14 protein-coding genes, 2 tRNA genes and 3 rRNA genes (1 of these 19 cut by a window edge) are annotated in these 17,090 nt (G+C 58.4%); 4 read left to right on the top strand and 15 right to left on the bottom strand.

The window, feature by feature from the left end; all coding sequences use genetic code 11:
* Positions 1-25 precede the first annotated feature (25 nt).
* The 6 genes from flgE to PspS04_RS06465 all read right to left on the bottom strand — a co-directional run bounded on the left by flgE (position 26) and on the right by PspS04_RS06465 (position 5,062).
* Positions 26-1,375, bottom strand: a complete 1,350-nt coding sequence (gene flgE / locus PspS04_RS06490) for a flagellar hook protein FlgE (protein WP_095171818.1) — start codon at positions 1,373-1,375, stop codon at positions 26-28.
* 31 nt (positions 1,376-1,406) lie between these two features.
* Complete coding sequence (gene flgD, locus PspS04_RS06485; RefSeq protein WP_095171817.1) at positions 1,407-2,132, bottom strand: flagellar hook assembly protein FlgD; 726 nt, start codon at positions 2,130-2,132, stop codon at positions 1,407-1,409.
* A 15-nt stretch (positions 2,133-2,147) separates the two neighbouring features.
* Positions 2,148-2,591: a flagellar basal body rod protein FlgC gene (flgC, locus tag PspS04_RS06480; RefSeq protein ID WP_095171815.1), complete on the bottom strand. Its 444-nt coding sequence runs from the start codon at positions 2,589-2,591 to the stop codon at positions 2,148-2,150.
* Positions 2,592-2,594: 3 nt separating this feature from the next.
* On the bottom strand, positions 2,595-3,002 hold the full coding sequence (gene flgB, locus PspS04_RS06475; protein WP_159994231.1) for a flagellar basal body rod protein FlgB: 408 nt from the start codon (positions 3,000-3,002) through the stop codon (positions 2,595-2,597).
* Positions 3,003-3,255: 253 nt separating this feature from the next.
* Positions 3,256-4,083: a protein-glutamate O-methyltransferase CheR gene (gene cheR / locus PspS04_RS06470; RefSeq protein ID WP_095171812.1), complete on the bottom strand. Its 828-nt coding sequence runs from the start codon at positions 4,081-4,083 to the stop codon at positions 3,256-3,258.
* A gap of 46 nt (positions 4,084-4,129) precedes the next feature.
* Positions 4,130-5,062 carry a chemotaxis protein CheV gene (locus PspS04_RS06465; RefSeq protein WP_095171810.1) on the bottom strand — a complete coding sequence of 311 codons (933 nt, stop codon included), beginning with the start codon at positions 5,060-5,062 and terminating at the stop codon, positions 4,130-4,132.
* Between the two features lie 81 nt (positions 5,063-5,143).
* On the opposite strand from PspS04_RS06465, the gene flgA reads away from it, so the two are divergent.
* The 4 genes from flgA (at position 5,144) to PspS04_RS06445 (ending at position 7,741) form a co-directional block, all read left to right on the top strand.
* Positions 5,144-5,905, top strand: coding sequence for a flagellar basal body P-ring formation chaperone FlgA (flgA, locus tag PspS04_RS06460; protein ID WP_159994229.1), 762 nt, complete (start codon positions 5,144-5,146; stop codon positions 5,903-5,905).
* A 152-nt stretch (positions 5,906-6,057) separates the two neighbouring features.
* Positions 6,058-6,381, top strand: a complete 324-nt coding sequence (gene flgM / locus PspS04_RS06455; protein WP_159994227.1) for a flagellar biosynthesis anti-sigma factor FlgM — start codon at positions 6,058-6,060, stop codon at positions 6,379-6,381.
* Between the two features lie 50 nt (positions 6,382-6,431).
* Positions 6,432-6,899, top strand: a complete 468-nt coding sequence (locus tag PspS04_RS06450) for a flagella synthesis protein FlgN (RefSeq protein WP_095171806.1) — start codon at positions 6,432-6,434, stop codon at positions 6,897-6,899.
* Between the two features lie 95 nt (positions 6,900-6,994).
* A complete protein-coding gene (locus tag PspS04_RS06445) occupies positions 6,995-7,741 on the top strand; it encodes a flagellar brake protein (RefSeq protein ID WP_159994225.1) in 747 nt (248 codons plus the stop codon).
* Positions 7,742-7,803: 62 nt separating this feature from the next.
* Here PspS04_RS06445 and PspS04_RS06440 read toward each other — a convergent pair whose 3' ends face one another.
* The 9 genes from PspS04_RS06440 to PspS04_RS06400 form a co-directional block, all read right to left on the bottom strand.
* Positions 7,804-9,186, bottom strand: a complete 1,383-nt coding sequence (locus PspS04_RS06440) for an MFS transporter (protein ID WP_095171803.1) — start codon at positions 9,184-9,186, stop codon at positions 7,804-7,806.
* A 71-nt stretch (positions 9,187-9,257) separates the two neighbouring features.
* Positions 9,258-10,499 (bottom strand): glutamine synthetase family protein, encoded by a 1,242-nt coding sequence (locus PspS04_RS06435; RefSeq protein ID WP_162530220.1) that lies wholly within the window; start codon positions 10,497-10,499, stop codon positions 9,258-9,260.
* 231 nt (positions 10,500-10,730) lie between these two features.
* A complete protein-coding gene (locus PspS04_RS06430; RefSeq protein ID WP_095171800.1) occupies positions 10,731-11,423 on the bottom strand; it encodes a sensor histidine kinase in 693 nt (230 codons plus the stop codon).
* Positions 11,420-13,024 (bottom strand): tetratricopeptide repeat-containing response regulator, encoded by a 1,605-nt coding sequence (locus tag PspS04_RS06425; RefSeq protein WP_095171798.1) that lies wholly within the window; start codon positions 13,022-13,024, stop codon positions 11,420-11,422. The genes PspS04_RS06430 and PspS04_RS06425 overlap by 4 nt, the downstream gene beginning before the upstream one ends.
* 241 nt (positions 13,025-13,265) lie before the next feature.
* Positions 13,266-13,381, bottom strand: a 5S ribosomal RNA gene (gene rrf / locus PspS04_RS06420).
* A gap of 170 nt (positions 13,382-13,551) precedes the next feature.
* Positions 13,552-16,442 (bottom strand): 23S ribosomal RNA (locus PspS04_RS06415).
* A gap of 246 nt (positions 16,443-16,688) precedes the next feature.
* A tRNA-Ala gene (locus PspS04_RS06410) sits at positions 16,689-16,764 on the bottom strand.
* Positions 16,765-16,794: 30 nt separating this feature from the next.
* Positions 16,795-16,871 (bottom strand) — tRNA-Ile (locus PspS04_RS06405).
* Positions 16,872-16,953: 82 nt separating this feature from the next.
* Positions 16,954-17,090: ribosomal RNA gene (locus PspS04_RS06400) — 16S ribosomal RNA — on the bottom strand (it continues 1,400 nt past the right edge of the window).
* The 16S, 23S and 5S rRNA genes sit together here with 2 tRNA genes alongside, the layout of an rRNA operon.

The following is a 17,090-nucleotide window of genomic DNA, read 5'->3' as shown; positions in this document are numbered from 1 at the left end:
GTATCGCAGGCTTAACCCACCGGCATCAGGCCATCTGAATGATGGTCTGCATGATGGTGCTCTGGGTGGAGATGGTCTTGGCGTTGGCTTGGTAGTTGCTCTGGCCCTTGATCAGGTCCACCAGCTCATTGGTCAGGTTGACGTTGGAGTCTTCCAGCGAGTTGGACACCACCGAACCGAGGGTGCCGGTCTGGCCGGCGTCGTACGCGGCGAAACCGGACAGGTAGGTCTCCTTCCAACTGGTGCCACCGGCGGCCTGCAAGCCCTGCTCGTTGTTGAAGCTGGCCAGGGTGACCTGGCCGATCGCCTTGGACTTGCTGTTGCTGAAGTTGGCGAACAGCGTACCGGTACCGTCGATGGTCAGGTTGGTGATCTGGCCGGTGGCGTAGCCGTCCTGGGTCGGCAGGTTGCGGATGGTTGCCGAGTTGTACTGGGTGGTCAGGGCCAGGTCGTTGGTGACGCCGGTGGCATTGCCCACGGCACCGTTGGCCGTCCACACGCCATCCTTGACCGTACCCGGCGTCCAGACGCCCGCGCCCATGACAATCGAGTTGCCGCTGACGGTGTACGGGCTGCCGCTGGCCGGTGCGTCGATGTCCAGCAGCTTGCCGTCGGAACCGAAGTTCATGGTCATGGCAGTCTGGTTGCTCGGCGTTGCCGGCGAACCGAGGCCGGCCGGTACGAAGGCCGAGCCGTTCGGGTTGCGTCCCTCTACCAGGGTGTAGGTCTGCCAGGTGTTGGCACCGGTCTTGACCACGTACTGGTCCAGGTTGTGCTGGTTGCCCTGGCTGTCGTAGATCGGGGTGGTGAACATGTCGGTGTAGGTGTCGATCTTGGTCGGGTCGAACGGGGTGACCGCCGGATCGATGATCGGCTTGCTGGAGTTCAGGTTGATACTCGAGGAAATGTTGCCGGTGGTTTTCGGCTGCAGGTTCGCCTGGTCGATTTTCAGGTCACCGATTACATCCTTGAGGATCTTGCCGTTCTCATCGACCGCATAACCCTGCAGGCGCGCGGTGCCAGCACTGTTGGTGATGAAGCCGTCCTTGTCGACGTTGAAGGTACCGGCGCGGGTGTAGGTCAGCGAACCGCCGTCGTTGAGCACGAAGAAGCCCGAACCACGGATGGCCATGTCCAGCACGTTGCCGGTGTTGGTCACATCACCCTGGCGAAATTGCTGGGAGACGTTGGCCAGGCTCACGCCACTGCCGATGGACTTGTTGCCGTTACCCAGCTTGCTTGCCGCGTACACGTCTTCGAATTCCACGCGGGAGGATTTGAAGCCGGTGGTGGCGACGTTGGCAATGTTGTTGCCGGTAACGTCGAGTTGTTTGTTGGCCGCATAGAGACCGCTAAGGCCGATATTGAAAGACATATTCCACTCCTTGTTGCCGCGCTAGCCGGCTCTATAGACCAATGGTCTGTACTTTGGACAGGGCGATGGAGCCCATGTTGGCGAGGTTCAACATCATCTCGCCGCCGGTCTGGCTCAGGGTCACGCTGTTGACGGTCGCCGGCAGGTAGGTGATCAGGTCAGTTGCCTTGCCGTCGATCTGCGCACTGGCCTTGAAGGTGTAGGTACCCGGGTCGACTTTCTCGCCCGCGGTGTTGGTGCCGTCCCAGACGAAACTGGCATTGCCCTGGGCCTGGCTGCCCAGCTCGATGGTTTTCACCGCCTTGCCGTCCTTGTCGCTGATGGTCACCGTGGTGCCAGCCACCGAGGCCGGGATAACCACCGAGCCGGTCATGCTCTTGGTGCTGTCGACATAGGCCGAGCCGGTTTGGACCACTACCGAACGACCCACCAGCGACGACGCCTGCAGGGCCTGGGACGATTTGAACGAGCTCGAGATGTTGTTCACCGAGGAGTTCAGGGTAGTGATGCCTTCCAGGCTGCTGAACTGCGCCAGCTGGGCGACGAACTCGCTGTTGTCCTGCGGGTCGAGGGGGTTCTGGTTCTTCAACTGAGTCACCAGCAGTTGCAGGAACGCGTCCTTGCCCAGCTCGTTCTTGCCGGTCTTGCTGCCGGCAGCGGCCGCCAGGCCGTCATTGCTGGTGTTGGTGACGGTGGTCTTGGAGTTCGCAAGAATGTCGTTGAGACTCAGGCCACTGGTGGAATCGGTAACACTCATCGACGCTGCCCCTTATCACTGACCGAGGGTCAGGACCTTCTGCATCATGGTCTTGGCGGTGTTCATCATTTCCGCGTTGGTCTGGAACGAACGGCTGGCGGAAATCATGTCGGCCATCTCTTCAACCACGTTGACGTTGGGGTAGTAGACGTAGCCCTTGGCGTCAGCCGCCGGATGGTTCGGCAGGTAGCGCGCTTCCAGATTGCTCTGGTCCTCGACCACGCCCAGCACTTGCACGCCCTGGCCGGCCGCGTCCTGGTTCTGGAACAGCGAGTCACCGCCGCCCGACTGGCCACCCTGGAACATGGTGGCAAATACCGGGTGCCGGGCACGGTAGGTCTGGTCGATGCTCGACGAGACGGTCTCGGCGTTGGCGATGTTACTGGCCACGGTGTTGAGGCGCGTGGTCTGGGCACTCATGCCACTACCGGCAATATTAAAAACACTCGACAGGGACATGAATTACTCTCCGCGCAGGGCCGCTACCAGCCCTTTGAATTTGCTATTGAGCAAGGTGAAGCTGGCCTGGAAGTTCACCGAGTTCTCGGCGTAGTTGGCCTGTTCCAGTTGGGCGTCCACGGTGTTCTGGTCGATCGACGGTTGCATCGGCGTGCGGTACAGCAGCGACTCGTCACCGCTGCTCAGGCCCCGGGCTTCGATATGACGGCTGTTGGTCTTGTTCAACGCGAAGCTGCCGTTCTTGCTCTTGTCGGCCTGGGCGGCCAGGACCGCCGAGAAATCCAGGTCCCGCGCCTTGTAGTTCGGCGTGTCGGCATTAGTGATGTTGTTGGCCAGCACTTCGGCACGCTGGGCGCGGAAGCTGAGGGCTTGTTGGTGGATACCGAGCGCTTTATCGAAGCTGATGCTCATGGCGCAAACCTTTGGGTGACCTGATTTTTCGTAACAGGCACAAAGCAAGCCCCGTGCCAGCTCGCCAGGCCCCGCAAACAGGGGCCTTGGCCGAAAGCGGCAAGGTGGCAATGCCAGAAAAGCGGCAAGCGTCTTCCGGCACCTGCCGCTTTTCTGCCGCCTTGGGCTGCTCGACAGGCGCGCTACAAGGATTGTGCAGCACGATAAAAAACGGGAGCCCCTGAGGACTCCCGCTTTTTTTGCCACCTGACCATCACTTGGCCTGGTAGATGATCCCCGGACTGCACTGGACCATCTGATAGTGATCCGGCAAGCCGTTGAGGGCTTCGGACGCGCCGAGGAACAGGTACCCGCCCGGCTTGAGCGTACTGTGAATGCGCAACAGGATGTCCTTCTTCACTTCGGCAGAGAAGTAGATCAGCACGTTGCGGCAGAACACGATGTCGAACTTGCCCAGGCTGGCATAGCTGTCCAGCAGGTTGAACGAGCGGAACTCCACCCGGCTCTTGATCGGCGCCTTGACCGCCCAACGCCCCGGCCCTTTCGGGTCGAAGAAACGCTGCAGGCGCTCTGGCGAAAGACCGCGGCCAATCGCCAGGCTGTCGTACTCGCCGGACTTGCAGTTGTTCAGCATGGTCCCGGAAAGATCGGTAGCGACAATCTGCACCCCCATCCGCAACTGGCCCATGTTGGTCCGCTCGAACTCGTCGATCGACATCGACAGCGAATAGGGTTCCTGCCCCGACGAACAGGCCGCCGACCAGATCCGCAGGCGCTGGCCGGGACTGGCCTTGATCGCTTCGGGCAAGACCTTGTTCTTCAACACTTCAAACGGATAGGTGTCACGAAACCAGAGGGTTTCGTTGGTGGTCATCGCGTCCACTACCATCTCGCGCAACCCACCGCGCGGCTGGACTTGAATGCGCTGGACCAGCTCACCCAACGACTTGATACCTTGCTGTTCCATCAGTTTGTTGAGACGGCTCGAGACCAGATACTGTTTGTTTTCACCGAGCAAAATGCCACAGGCTTTTTCCAGGAAGACCCGGAACTGTTCGAAATCCAAATTACCCGTAGACAATGATGCCGCCTCTAAAATCGTGTTGATCGCCAGGGGCAAAGGCCACCTAGCTGATATCTGCTGCTTTGATCCGGTCGACTACCCGGGATGCCAGGTCATCAGGGCGGAACTTGGCCAGGAAGTCATCGGCACCGACTTTCTTGACCATCGCCTGATTGAATACGCCTGACAACGAAGTATGCAGGATGATGTGCAGCTTTTGCATGCGCGGGTCGTTGCGGATCTCGGCGGTCAGGGTGTAGCCGTCCATTTCCGGCATCTCGATGTCGGAAATCATCATCAGGAATTCCTCTTCCGGCTTCTTGCCCTCCTCCACCAGCTTGCGCAGGTAGTCCAGCGCCTGCCGGCCGTCGTTCAACGCCACGACCTCGACCCCGACCGTCTGCAGGCAACGGGAAACCTGCTTGCGCGCCACCGACGAGTCATCGACCGTCAGCACCCGCAGCGACAGCGCCTTGTGTTGCGTCTCGTCATCCACCACCCCGGCGGAAATCGCTTCCGGTGCCGGCGCCACTTCGGCCAGGACCTTCTCGACGTCGATGATTTCCACCAACTGATTGTCGACCCGCGTCACCGCCGTCAGGTAGTGATCGTGGCCCGTGCCCTTGGGTGGCGGATGGATCTCCTCCCAGTTCATGTTGACGATCCGCTCGACCGAGCGCACCAGGAACCCTTGGGTCTTGGTGTTGTACTCGGTGATGATCACAAAGGGATTGCTCTGGTCCTGCAACCCGCCCGACCCCGTGGCCATTGCCAGGTCCATGATCGGAATGGTTGCGCCCCGAATACTTGCCACACCGCACACGACAGGATTGGATTTGGGCATCAGGGTCAGTTTCGGGCATTGCAGCACTTCCCGAACCTTGAACACATTGATGCCATAGAGCTGCGGACCGTCGAGACGGAACAACAACAGCTCCAGGCGATTCTGCCCCACCAGTTGTGTGCGCTGGTTTACTGAATCCATTACACCAGCCATGCCCAGCCCCCTACACCAACGCTAAGTGTGTTGCGACGCACATTCATCACTAAACGGCACGGCGCTTGCTTTTTAACCGCTATGAACGTGAACACGACATTTTTCCGACGCCTGACCTCAACCTGCCGCCGATTGCTCGGCGCGGTTGCGGCGGCGTGCCTTTTCAACGCTGGCAGCCCTGCCCTTGCAGATCCGCTTACCTTGCCTGATCTACTTATCGGCGTCACTCAGGGCTTTCTTGAATTCACTGTTGAAGACTATCTGGCGTCCAGCCAAACCGAAGGCCGCTACGAGATCGAGGTCAAGCAACTCGATCCCCGTCTGCGCCTGCCGACCTGCGACAAGGAATTGACAGCGTCCCTGGAGAGCCCGACCAAGCCAGTGGGCCGAGTCACGGTGAAGGTCCGTTGCGACGGCACTTCGCCCTGGACCGTGTTCGTGCCCGCGCAAGTCCGGCTGTTCCGCGAGGTGGTGACCAGCACCCGCCCGCTCAAACGCGCCGCAATCATCGAGCCGGCGGACGTTATCCTGCGTGAGCGCGACATCAGCCTGATCAACCAGGGTTACCTGACCAATGTCGACCAGGCGATCGGGCAAAAAATTGTCCGACCAATGGTCAATGACCAGGTCATTACCCTGGTCCACCTGGAGCAGGCCGAAGTGGTACGCAAGGGCGATCAGGTGGTGATCACCGCCCGCAGTGGCACGCTCAGCGTACGAATGCCCGGGGAGGCGCTGGCCAATGGCGGCATGAACCAACAGATCCGGGTCAAGAACCTGAACTCCCAGCGGGTGATCAAGGCTCAGGTGATCGCCCCCGGCCAGGTTGAAGTGGCCATGTAGATAACTGGCGAAGGTGCCAGCCATTCCCTAAACTGTGCCTCACGCAGGGCAAATGCCGACGCGCCCGTGCTCATCGAGAAATGAGCCTAAAGTTTTTCGCGATTTTGCCGAAAACATGGCAAGCGTCCAAATTCCCAGAGGTTTTTCGCATCATGGTTATCGATTTCAGCCGTTTGAACAGCTCCCCCACGCTCACCAGCACGCGCACCAGTGCCAGCCAGGAATCTGCTGACGCCGCTCAAAACGCGCCGCTGTCGACCGAGACCCAACAGGTCGCGGCCAAACAGAGCGGGGAATCAGTCCACTTCAGCAACGAGGCCCAGCAGTTGCAGAAGATCAGCGACACGCTGCGCGATCAGCCCGCAGTCGACAAAGCCCGTGTGGCCGAGTTGAAAGCCGCGATTGCCGATGGCAGCTATAAAGTCGACAGCAACCGCGTCGCCAGCAAACTGCTCAACTTCGAAGCCCAGCGCTAGCCCACCAGGCTTGCGCCAGGCTTTTGGACGCTTAAAACCCAAGGCCAGCCATGCACGATAACAATTTACTGCAACTGATCACCGACGACCTTGAGCCAGCTCAACAGTTGCTCGATTTGCTGGGGCAAGAATCCCTGGCACTGCACGGTCGCGACATGCAACGGCTGGAGCAGATCCTTGCCAGCAAGCAAGGCCTGATCGTCCTGCTCGATCAGCATGGTCGTCGGCGCAGCGAAATACTCGCCAGCCTCAACCTGCCAACCGACACCAGCGGCCTGCAACAGCTGGCCGCCCAGTCCAGCCTCGGCGAGCAACTGCTAGCCCAGAGCGAGGCGCTCAATCATCTGCTTAACGAGTGCCAGAGCGCCAACGCGCACAACGGCCGCTCGATCCAGGTGCAACAAGCCTCCACTGCCCATCAATTGAGAATCCTCAATGGCGGCGAGTCTCCGACCCTTTATGACGCACGCGGCTCAACCGCCATGCTCGTGAAGCCGCGCCCACTCAGCCAGGCTTGACCTCGCCTCTGAGCGCGCTCTATCAAGGCGCGAAACATGCTGGCAGAATGCTGGCTCTTGCGTGTGACCGTATTCTGTCTGGAGAGTGATAAACCGTGTTCAATGCCTCAAACGCGGAAGATGCTCCGCAGCCACCGAAAGTGCTCACGACACCTCTGGAAATCGCCAGCACCCTGCGCATGCTGCAAGAGAGCCATGATCCCCTGATCATCACGTTCCACGAGCGCAGCCAGCGCTTCCAGAGCTACCTGGTGGACGTCGATCGCGAAAGCGCCATGATTGCCCTCGACGAAATGATCCCGCGCGATGGCGAGCGTTTCCTGCTGGCGGGTGAACCGTTCCGGATCGAAGGCTTTCATGAAGGCGTGCGCATCGCCTGGGAGAGCAACGGCACCCTGGCCATCGACGAAGCCAACGGTGGCCGCTGCTACCGCGGCACGCTGCCCGACGAGGTGGTCTACCACCAGCGCCGCAATGCTTTTCGCGCGGCCTTGAAGCTGGCGCAACTGGTCAATATTGAACTGGCTGGCGAGAAGCTCAAGGTGCCCCTGAGCGGCAAGTTGCTGGACATCTCCGCCACCGGCTGCAAGCTGCGTTTTGACGGCGACATCACCAGCGGGCTGCAATTGGGCCAGGTCTACGACCGCTTCCTGGCCGCCCTGCCCTTCGGCAGCATGACCACCTCGGTGGAGCTGCGTTACCTGCATCACGAAGAGCGGATCGACACCACCTTCGCCGGCGTGCGCTTTCACAACATGAGCGGCCTGGTGCAGCGCCAGGTCGAGCGTTTTGTCTATCAGTTGCAGCGTGAAGCCCGGCGTTTCGATAAAGACGATTTCTGATTCGCCAGGCAAAAAAAACGGGCAGCCCCTTGCGGTGACTGCCCGTTTTTTTTGCCTTCAGATCAAGGCCTGGCCCCAGTGAAAGTGTGGGGATGTTCATCGTCCGGCGGCGGATCGGTATTCGTCTGCTCGGCCTCGGTCCCCGCTTCGGTCTCCGGCTCAGGCTCGGGGTCAGGACTGGCACCGTTCTGCATCTGGTCCTGCACCACCTGCTCGTCGACCCGGGGATCGAGTGCAGCCACCAGTGGCGAACTGGACATGCTGTCCGGCATCGCCACGTGGTGCAGCGGCGCGTCATCGACCTGATGCAGGTTGGTCACCGCTTTGGGCCGGATGCGCCAGACCAGGACCAGGGCGAAGAAGCTGAAAAACGCGTAGAGCATCTGGCTGCCGAAAAACTTCATCAGCACCCCCGCCACCAACGGCCCGATACTCGCCCCGACCCCGTATGTCACCAGCAACATCGCGGTCAGCGACACCCGCCGATCGCCCTCGACGTGGTCGTTGGAGAACGCCACCGCCAGCGGATACAGGCAGAACTGCACCAGCGAGCAGGCAAACCCGGCGATGAACAATACTTCCAGCGGCACCTTGGGCATGATCGCCAGAGGCAACGCAGCCAACGCCAGGCAAATGGCGAAGCTGCGAATCAGCACCGCCCGGTCGTAGCGATCCGACAGCCAGCCCAGCGGCCATTGCACCACCAGGCCGGCAAAGATGCAGCTACCCATGAACAGGCCGACCTGCTCGGTGGAGAGCCCTTGCTGGGAGGCATACAGCGGCGCCAGGCCATAGAACGAGCCGACGATCAGCCCCGCCCCGAGCACCGTGCTGAGGGACTGTGGCACCCGCTTCATGAAGAAGCGCGGCTCCATCGGCGCCGGATGCAAGGGCGCCGGGTGAATGCGTCGGGTCAGGGTCACGGGGACCAGGCACAGGGCAAAACACAAGGCGACCAGCATCAGCAACTCCAGGCCCAGGGACGGGTGCATGACCAGAATCAACTGGCCCAGCACCAAGCCCAGGTAGGAGGCGATCATGTAGCCGCTGAACACCATGCCCCGCTGCTTGGCGTCGGCCTGTTCGTTGAGCCAGCTCTCGATGACCATGTACTGGCACATCATGCCCAGGCCAACCACCATCCGCAGAATCAGCCAGGCCGGTAGCCAGTCCACCAGGCCATGCCCGAGCACGGCGGCCCCGACTATCCCGGCACAGGCGGAATAGGCCCGGATGTGTCCGACCCGGGCAATCAACCGGTGACCGATCTTGCCGCCCAGGACCAGGCCGAAATAGTTGGCCGCCATCAATGCACCGATCCACAGGCCGTCGACCTGGTCGGCGGCCAGGCGCAGGGCCAGGTAGGTGCTAAGCAAGCCCGAGCCGATCAACATCATCAGCGAGGCGAAATACAGCGCTCGAAAGGATTTCCAGATTTGGCGCATCGGCGTTCCGAGCGGCTCCTTGCAGTGAGGATCAGGCTACCTTCTACGATAGCCCGACAGCGGCGGGTCGGTTAGGCCTGGGCAGCTAAAACGCGCCGTTCCCAGGGAGTGATCTCATCAAAGAAGCTGGTCAACTCCATGGTCTTCGAGGCGATGTAGCCTTCGATGAACTCCATGCCGAACAGTTCCTTCGCCAATTGGCTACGTTTCAGACGTTCAAGAGCCGCATGCAAGGTACATGGCAGAGACAAACTTTCCGGCACGCTGAATTCGCCCTGGATTGCCGGGGTCGGTTCCAGTTGCTGCTCGATACCGTGCAGCCCCGCGGCCAGGCTGGCGGCGATCGCCAGGTAAGGGTTGGCGTCGGCGCCCGGCAGGCGGTTTTCGACCCGGCGCGCGGCTGGCGAACTGGCGGGAATACGTAATCCGGCGGCGCGGTTGTCATGGGACCAGCAGGCGTTGTTGGGTGATGCGTAGGGATGGCACAGGCGCTGGTAGGAATTGACGTTCGGTGCGAACAGCGCTGTGAAGTCGGCCATGCCGGCCTGCTGGCCGCCGATGAAGTGACGGAACATCGCCGTTGGCTCGCCGGACTCGTCACTGAACACGTTGCGATCGGTGCCGAGCTCGACCACGCTCTGGTGAATGTGCATCGAGCTGCCGGCCGTGTGGGCCAGGGGCTTGGCCATGCAGACCACGGTCAAGCCGTGCTTGAGCGCCACTTCCTTGAGCAGGTGCTTGAACAGGAACGTCTGGTCGGCCAGCAACAGGGGATCGCCGTGCAGCAGGTTGATCTCGAACTGGCTGACGCCCATTTCGTGCATGAAGGTGTCCCGCGGCAACCCCAACGCCGCCATGCTGGCGTAGACCTCATTGAAGAACGGACGCAAACCATTGTTGGAACTGATGCTGAACGCCGAAAGGCCGTCTTCGCGACGCCCGTCCAGGCCAATGGGCGGCTGGAACGGCTGGGTCGGGTCGGTATTGGGAGCGAACACAAAAAATTCCATCTCGGTCGCCACCACGGGCGCCAGGCCCAGCGCGGCATAACGAGCAACCACGGCCTTGAGCTGGCCACGGGTGGACAGCCGGGAGCTTGCGCCGCTCAACTCGTCGGCGTCACAGATCGCCAGCGCGCGCGGTTGGGCACTCCAGGGCAAACGATGGATCTGTTGCGGATCGGCATTGAGCGCGAGGTCACCGTCGTCGCTGCCGTAAAAACGTGGGGCGGGATAACCGCCCATGATGCATTGCAGCAGCACCCCCCGTGCCATCTGCAACCGTCGCCCCTCGAGAAATCCTGCGGCAGTCATCACCTTGCCGCGCGGCACCCCATTGAGGTCCGGGGTGACACATTCAACTTCATCAATGCCGGTCAATCGCTGTGCGAGAGAACCCTGGCCATCGGTCGTCATGACGCTATCCTTGGTATTGTGCAGGCCGTTAATGGCGATCCGCACAAAATAGGCATCAGCCGTTCGGAATATCAAGCACAACCGCTGAAAAGCTCAATCAGACTCTGTTGGCACAGGTTCTGTCACGCCTCAAGGCAGATAGAGACTGAACAAGCCGCCGCCCAAAGGCCCGCCATTGCTGATTTCGGTACGCCCCGGCACGCCGTTGCGCTGGTGCAACTGGGCAATACGCGCGGCAAAGTACAGACCAAGGCCGGTGCTGCCGCTGGCCGGGTTAATGCCCTGTACGTACTGCTCCTGGCGCTCGATCATCTGGGCCGGATAGCCTTCGCCATCGTCATTGATGGTCAGCACCAACTGCCCGGTTTCTTCACCGACGCTGATCAGCAGTGACTGCCGGGCAAAACGGATCGCGTTGTTGATGGCATTGGCCAGCACCGTACCGATCAATTCGCGGTCGAAAAAACCCAGCGGACTCAAGGGATCGACTTCGTAGGTGACGAGAATGCCGCGACTCTTGAACACCTCTTGATGCGCCGCCAATTGGGCCTCGATGAAATCGTCCAACTCATGGTAGTCCGGGCGTACGGGCAACTGATTGACGCCGAGCTTGTACAGACCGAGCAACTGCACCAGCATGCCGTTCAGATGAGCGAATTCGAAGTCGATCACGCCCTGCTCATCGGTTTGCTGTTGGGCACTGGGCAGCCGGGCGAGCCACTGGCCGTGCGCTTGCATTAGCACCGTCAGGGAATTCTTCATGTCGTGTACGGTGGAGGCAATCACCGTGGAAAAATCCAGCCCCTGATCAATCTCACTCATTGCTCAAACGCCTTGTTCTGCAGCTTCTGATAACGCGGATACCGCGAGTCGCTCTCGGGCATCAAGCCGACCATCTTCAAACACTTGCGACACTCCTCTAGCAATCCCGGATCGAGATCGGCCGTGACCCCATGCAACAACGCCTGCGCCATGTTGAGGGCAATGCTGATGTTCTTCGGCTGCAGCAACAAGGCACCGCGAAACAGCTCGCGGGCTTCGGTCAGGGCACCGGCCTTGTAGCTGCGCACGCCTTGGCGGTTGAGGTCTGCGGCGGCCGTACCCGAGTTGAGAATCGCCGGATCATCGGTCTGCCTGGCGATACCGCGCATCACCGCGGGGTCATCGCCGTAGATTTCCGCACAGTTCTTGAGCATCGAGTCGCTGGCCTGTGCCTGCCCCAACATCTTCAACTGCTTGGCCACCAGCAAGGCCGCATCGGCGCTCATGAACTGTTCCATGCCGTCGAGGCGAGTCAGGGCCTGCTCGGTGAGCTTGTCGGCCGTTTCCGCATCGTTGATCAGCAAACTGGTGGCTTTCATCAGCCGCGCGCGAATCTGTAACCCGGGATCACTGGGGTTTTCCTTGGCGACCGCGCTCAAGGTCTGGTTGATCTCCAGGCGGGCACGGGTGTCCAGGCCCCTTTCACTGCCCTTGCTGATCAACGCATGGGCCAGGCCGAGGTTGCTCTCTGGATCCTTGAAGCGCGACTGCGCGCCTTGCGAGACCGCCTGGCGATAGGCTTTGGCTGCGGTATCGAAGTCTTCGTTGCTCATGGCCAGCTTGCCTAGCAACGATTGCCGACGGACCGCCAGCGGGGAAAGACGCACTGCCTCTTCGAGCACCCGTTGTGCCGACTTGCTGTTGCCTTGCGCCACCAGGACATCGGCCAGCCCATCGTACAGACCGGGCATCATCGGGAAGACCTTCAAAGCCTTTTCGTACAACGCTTTGGCTTGGGCGACCTGGCCGCGCTTGAACAGCAGGCGCCCCAACCCCACGTAGGCCCAGGGCAACGGACGGTCGGCAAGGATGCTGTTGTACAAACGTTCGAGCACTTCGTTCTGGTTCATGTCGCGCAATGCGTCGGCGCGATAACGCAGGCACAGCGGCGAGTAACGTGGGTCCTGTCTGCACAGGGCGATGCAGGCGTTGAGAACCTCGACCGGTTTGCCGCGATCAAGCGCTTGCATGATCGGCTTGAGCAGGGTCTTGCGCTGCTGCAACCGCTCCAGGCGCTGGGCCAGGCCGGCGCGGTTGAACGGCTTGGTCAGGTAGGCATCCGGCTCGTGCTCGAGGGCACTGAGCACCATGGCCTGGCTGCTCTCGGCAGTGACCATGACGAAGATACTTTCGTGGCTGATCAGTTTTTCGATCATCAGGTCTTCGAGTACCTGCTGGCCGTTCTTCTTGCCGTCGCCCAGATGGTAATCCTGCAGGATGAAGTCGTAGCGCTTCTGCGAGCACATGCGCAGCGCGACCTCGCCGGTGTCGGCCGTGTCGACATCTTTCACACCCAACTCGCGCAACATCGATCGGACTGAACTGCGGAAATCCGAGAAATCATCGACGATCAAAAAGCTCTTTTGGTGGTACGCCAGCATCGAAGATTCCAGGCAATTAAAAAGATGAACCACAAGGACGTGCTCAACTTCGCTGCCCGGTTTGGCATCGGATGAGACTACCGTCCATCGGGTTATCGGCCGGACAGGGCAATCCCTTGAAGGTATCGGTGAAGATTCTTGGGTTTACCTGAACAAAGATCGCGTGGGAAGGACGCTGAGTTTTTCGCGGACAAAAACAAAACCCCTACCTGCATACGCAGATAGGGGTTTCGGAATTTAATCTTGACGATGACCTACTCTCACATGGGGAAACCCCACACTACCATCGGCGATGCATCGTTTCACTGCTGAGTTCGGGATGGGATCAGGTGGTTCCAATGCTCTATGGTCGTCAAGAAATTCGGGTACTGAGTCGTGGCCAGACGGCCTCGCTTCAGCAAATTGGGTATGTGATAGCTTTCGGTGTTGTGCGTTGCTTTGAGCAGATTCGAACTTTCGGTTCGTTTCGTCTTCACACACCGCAATCTGATGCTTCTTTCGAAGTAGTCAAATTGCTTGGGTGTTATATGGTCAAGCCTCACGGGCAATTAGTATTGGTTAGCTCAACGCCTCACAGCGCTTACACACCCAACCTATCAACGTCGTAGTCTTCGACGGCCCTTCAGGGGACTCAAGGTCCCAGTGAGATCTCATCTTGAGGCTAGTTTCCCGCTTAGATGCTTTCAGCGGTTATCTATTCCGAACATAGCTACCCGGCAATGCCACTGGCGTGACAACCGGAACACCAGAGGTTCGTCCACTCCGGTCCTCTCGTACTAGGAGCAGCCCCTCTCAAATCTCAAACGTCCACGGCAGATAGGGACCGAACTGTCTCACGACGTTCTAAACCCAGCTCGCGTACCACTTTAAATGGCGAACAGCCATACCCTTGGGACCGGCTTCAGCCCCAGGATGTGATGAGCCGACATCGAGGTGCCAAACACCGCCGTCGATATGAACTCTTGGGCGGTATCAGCCTGTTATCCCCGGAGTACCTTTTATCCGTTGAGCGATGGCCCTTCCATACAGAACCACCGGATCACTAAGACCTACTTTCGTACCTGCTCGACGTGTCTGTCTCGCAGTCAAGCGCGCTTTTGCCTTTATACTCTACGACCGATTTCCGACCGGTCTGAGCGCACCTTCGTACTCCTCCGTTACTCTTTAGGAGGAGACCGCCCCAGTCAAACTACCCACCATACACTGTCCTCGATCCGGATAACGGACCTGAGTTAGAACCTCAAAGTTGCCAGGGTGGTATTTCAAGGTTGGCTCCACGCAGACTGGCGTCCACGCTTCAAAGCCTCCCACCTATCCTACACAAGCAAATTCAAAGTCCAGTGCAAAGCTATAGTAAAGGTTCACGGGGTCTTTCCGTCTAGCCGCGGATACACTGCATCTTCACAGCGATTTCAATTTCACTGAGTCTCGGGTGGAGACAGCGCCGCCATCGTTACGCCATTCGTGCAGGTCGGAACTTACCCGACAAGGAATTTCGCTACCTTAGGACCGTTATAGTTACGGCCGCCGTTTACCGGGGCTTCGATCAAGAGCTTCGCGTTAGCTAACCCCATCAATTAACCTTCCGGCACCGGGCAGGCGTCACACCCTATACGTCCACTTTCGTGTTTGCAGAGTGCTGTGTTTTTAATAAACAGTCGCAGCGGCCTGGTATCTTCGACCGGCGTGGGCTTACGGAGCAAGTCCTTCACCCTCACCGGCGCACCTTCTCCCGAAGTTACGGTGCCATTTTGCCTAGTTCCTTCACCCGAGTTCTCTCAAGCGCCTTGGTATTCTCTACCCAACCACCTGTGTCGGTTTGGGGTACGGTTCCTGGTTACCTGAAGCTTAGAAGCTTTTCTTGGAAGCATGGCATCAACCACTTCGTGTTCTAAAAGAACACTCGTCATCAGCTCTCGGCCTTAGAATCCCGGATTTACCTAAGATTCCAGCCTACCACCTTAAACTTGGACAACCAACGCCAAGCTGGCCTAGCCTTCTCCGTCCCTCCATCGCAATAACCAGAAGTACAGGAATATTAACCTGTTTTCCATCGACTACGCTTTTCAGCCTCGCCTTAGGGACCGACTAACCCTGCGTCGATTAACGTTGCGCAGGAAACCTTGGTCTTTCGGCGTGGGTGTTTTTCACACCCATTGTCGTTACTCATGTCAGCATTCGCACTTCTGATACCTCCAGCAAGCTTCTCAACTCACCTTCACAGGCTTACAGAACGCTCCTCTACCGCATCACCTAAGTGATACCCGTAGCTTCGGTGTATGGTTTGAGCCCCGTTACATCTTCCGCGCAGGCCGACTCGACTAGTGAGCTATTACGCTTTCTTTAAAGGGTGGCTGCTTCTAAGCCAACCTCCTAGCTGTCTAAGCCTTCCCACATCGTTTCCCACTTAACCATAACTTTGGGACCTTAGCTGACGGTCTGGGTTGTTTCCCTTTTCACGACGGACGTTAGCACCCGCCGTGTGTCTCCCATGCTCGGCACTTGTAGGTATTCGGAGTTTGCATCGGTTTGGTAAGTCGGGATGACCCCCTAGCCGAAACAGTGCTCTACCCCCTACAGTGATACATGAGGCGCTACCTAAATAGCTTTCGAGGAGAACCAGCTATCTCCGAGCTTGATTAGCCTTTCACTCCGATCCACAGGTCATCCGCTAACTTTTCAACGGTAGTCGGTTCGGTCCTCCAGTTAGTGTTACCCAACCTTCAACCTGCCCATGGATAGATCGCCCGGTTTCGGGTCTATTCCCAGCGACTAGACGCCCTATTAAGACTCGCTTTCGCTACGCCTCCCCTATTCGGTTAAGCTCGCCACTGAAAATAAGTCGCTGACCCATTATACAAAAGGTACGCAGTCACAGAACAAGTCTGCTCCCACTGCTTGTACGCATACGGTTTCAGGATCTATTTCACTCCCCTCTCCGGGGTTCTTTTCGCCTTTCCCTCACGGTACTAGTTCACTATCGGTCAGTCAGTAGTATTTAGCCTTGGAGGATGGTCCCCCCATATTCAGACAAAGTTTCTCGTGCTCCGTCCTACTCGATTTCATGACTAAGAGATTTTCGCGTACAGGGCTATCACCCACTATGGCCGCACTTTCCAGAGCGTTCCGCTAATCTCAAAGCCACTTAAGGGCTAGTCCCCGTTCGCTCGCCACTACTAAGGGAATCTCGGTTGATTTCTTTTCCTCAGGGTACTTAGATGTTTCAGTTCCCCTGGTTCGCCTCTTAAGCCTATGTATTCAGCTTAAGATAACCATCTTATGATGGCTGGGTTCCCCCATTCAGACATCTCCGGATCAAAGTCTGTTTGCCGACTCCCCGAAGCTTTTCGCAGGCTACCACGTCTTTCATCGCCTCTGACTGCCAAGGCATCCACCGTATGCGCTTCTTCACTTGACCATATAACCCCAAGCAATCTGGTTATACTATGAAGACGACATTCGCCGAAAATTCGCACTTGCTCATAGAGCAACTCACAAATTTTACCTTAGCCTGATCCGTTACCAGTGAAAGTAACGTTCAGTCTATCTTTCTATCACATACCCAAATTTTTAAAGAACGATCTAATCAAAGACTAGAAATCAACATTCACCATCACAATGATGGAATGCTCATTTCTAAGCTTTCAACAAACAGAAGCAGTAGTGGTGGAGCCAAACGGGATCGAACCGTTGACCTCCTGCGTGCAAGGCAGGCGCTCTCCCAGCTGAGCTATGGCCCCGTATTTCTACAGGTTCTTCCCACACAAAATTGGTGGGTCTGGGCAGATTCGAACTGCCGACCTCACCCTTATCAGGGGTGCGCTCTAACCAACTGAGCTACAGACCCAATTTATGGCTGCTTCTTATCGTCTTCTTCAATGAATCAAGCAATTCGTGTGGGAGCTTATGCAGCAGCTGATGTCGTCGATTAAGGAGGTGATCCAGCCGCAGGTTCCCCTACGGCTACCTTGTTACGACTTCACCCCAGTCATGAATCACACCGTGGTAACCGTCCTCCCGAAGGTTAGACTAGCTACTTCTGGTGCAACCCACTCCCATGGTGTGA

The sequence above is a fragment of the Pseudomonas sp. S04 genome, from assembly GCF_009834545.1.
In the GTDB taxonomy this organism is placed as follows: Bacteria; Pseudomonadota; Gammaproteobacteria; order Pseudomonadales; family Pseudomonadaceae; genus Aquipseudomonas.
Note: the sequence above shows the minus strand (reverse complement) of the source record. Positions and strands in the feature narration are given on the sequence as shown.